This window comes from Burkholderia sp. LMG 13014 (assembly GCF_905232215.1).
GTDB lineage: Bacteria > Pseudomonadota > Gammaproteobacteria > Burkholderiales > Burkholderiaceae > Burkholderia.
The window spans coordinates 1-1942 of sequence record NZ_CAJNKE010000852.1 but is presented as its reverse complement, the minus strand read 5'-3'; the positions used below and the strand labels follow the sequence as shown (position 1 = coordinate 1942).

The following is a 1942-nucleotide window of genomic DNA, read 5'->3' as shown; positions in this document are numbered from 1 at the left end:
CCCAGTCGCGCAATCCCGCCGTGTGCCGCAGGTGCGCGAGGCCGACCGCGCCCGCGCCGACGATCGCGAGATGGCGTGCGTTGCGCGGCGCGAGGCAGTCGACCGCGAGCGCGGTCGTGCCTGCCGTGCGCTCGACGGTCAGCAGGCCCGCGTCGCACCACATCAGCGGCTGGCCGGTGCGCATCGACATCAGCGCGGTCCAGGCGGTGACGATGGGTTTGCCGCCCGTCACGACATACGGCGACAGCTTCGCGCCGAACACCTGCGCGTCGGCGAGCGCGCCGAGATACGTGATGAAGTCGCCGGCCTGGTCGGGAAACAGCGTGAGCGTTTGCGGCGGCTGCACCGCACGCGCCGCGGCGAGCGACGCGAACATGCTGCGCAGCGTGCCGAGCACGTCGAGCGACGGCAGGGCCGCGCGCACCGCGGCTTCGTCGACGGTCAGCGGCAGGGTCGGGGCGGTTTGCGTCATGGGGACATCTCCGGTCGGGGCCGGACAGGACGGTCTCGATCGACGGTGTCCGGCAGTGTTCGTGATGGACGAAAAGTCTAATATAGACAAACGAAGTCGGGAGAATTTTTCTTTTCGAGACAGCGTTTCGCCGCGTGTCGCTGAAAAAACATAGAAAAATCAAACGCTTTCCGGATGGTCTGCGACATTCCGAGGCCATCTATCGGGGCACGATTCTCGTATCCCCTATAGTCTATAGTAGACTTTGAGTCTATATTTCGCGGGCAGGATACGACGCGCCACCGTGTGGTGGCCGCCTGCTTCGAATGCCGATCCGGCGCCCGGCCGAGGCCGTCGTGCGACCGATCCTCATCGCCTCAATCCAGAACGGAAGGACCGTCATGAACTGGAAGCTCTCCCTCTGCGCCGCTGCGGCGCTTGCCTGCGCGGCCGTCACGGCCCACGCGGATCAGTCCACGTTGCGCTTCGGGATCGAAGCCGCCTATCCGCCGTTCGAGAGCAAGACGCCGGCCGGCCAGCTGCAGGGTTTCGACGTTGACATCGGCAACGCGGTGTGCGCGAAGCTGAACATGAAATGCGTATGGGTCGAGAATTCGTTCGACGGCCTGATCCCGGCACTGCAGGCGCGCAAGTTCGACGCGATCAACTCGGCGATGAACATCACGTCGAAGCGCCGGCAGAGCATCGACTTCACGCCGGCGATCTACGTGGTGCCGATCGTGATGATCGCCAAGCACGGCTCGCCGTTGCGGCCCGACGTCGCGAGCCTGCGCGGCAAGCACGTCGGCGTGCTGCAGGGCTCGTCGCAGGAGGATTTCCTGAAGGCGCACTGGGCCAATGCAGGGGTGGCCGTCGTGTCGTACCAGGATCAGGACCAGATCTACGCCGATCTCGTCGCGGGTCGTCTCGACGCGGCCGTGCAGGAAGCCCAGACCGCGCAGGACGGTTTCCTCGACAAGCCGGCCGGCCGCGACTACCAGATCGTCGGCGAGCCGCTGAAGGATCCGGCGACGCTCGGCGAAGGCACGGGCTTCGGGATGCGCAAGAACGACAAGGCGCTGCAGGCGAAGATCGTCGGCGCGCTCGACGCGCTGAAGAAGGACGGCACGCTCAGCGCGCTGTCGCAGAAGTATTTCAAGCGCGACATCGTCGCGAAGTAACCACCGCCGCGCGCCGGCCGCCACGCCGGCGCGCATCGCTTCGAATCTCGATGCAGTACGGGGAACCATGGATTTCGACGTCATCGTTCTGGGGGCCGGCATCGTCGGCGTGTCGTCGGCGCTGCATCTGCAGGATCGCGGGCTGCGCGTCGCGCTCGTCGACCGGCGCGCGCCCGGCGAGGAAACGAGCCACGGCAATGCGGGGCTGATCGAGCGCTCGTCGGTCGTGCCGTACGCGTTTCCGCGCCGGCTCGGCACGCTGTTGCGCTATGCGCGCAACCGCTCGGTCGATCTCTACTGGGACTGTCTC

2 protein-coding genes and 1 pseudogene are annotated in these 1942 nt (G+C 66.3%); 2 read left to right on the top strand and 1 reads right to left on the bottom strand.

The annotated features are described in order from the left end of the window. A pseudogene (locus JYJ84_RS35405) lies at window positions 1-472 on the bottom strand (ornithine cyclodeaminase family protein); the annotation flags it as partial. Window positions 473-852: 380 nt separating this feature from the next. Between JYJ84_RS35405 and JYJ84_RS35400 the strand changes: the two are divergent. Both JYJ84_RS35400 and JYJ84_RS35395 read left to right on the top strand, forming a co-directional pair. Next, window positions 853-1632 (top strand): ABC transporter substrate-binding protein, encoded by a 780-nt coding sequence (locus JYJ84_RS35400; RefSeq protein WP_122946610.1) that lies wholly within the window; start codon window positions 853-855, stop codon window positions 1630-1632. Between the two features lie 67 nt (window positions 1633-1699). Continuing rightward, window positions 1700-1942: FAD-dependent oxidoreductase (locus JYJ84_RS35395; RefSeq protein ID WP_205190192.1), on the top strand; the 243-nt coding region annotated here is incomplete at its 3' end.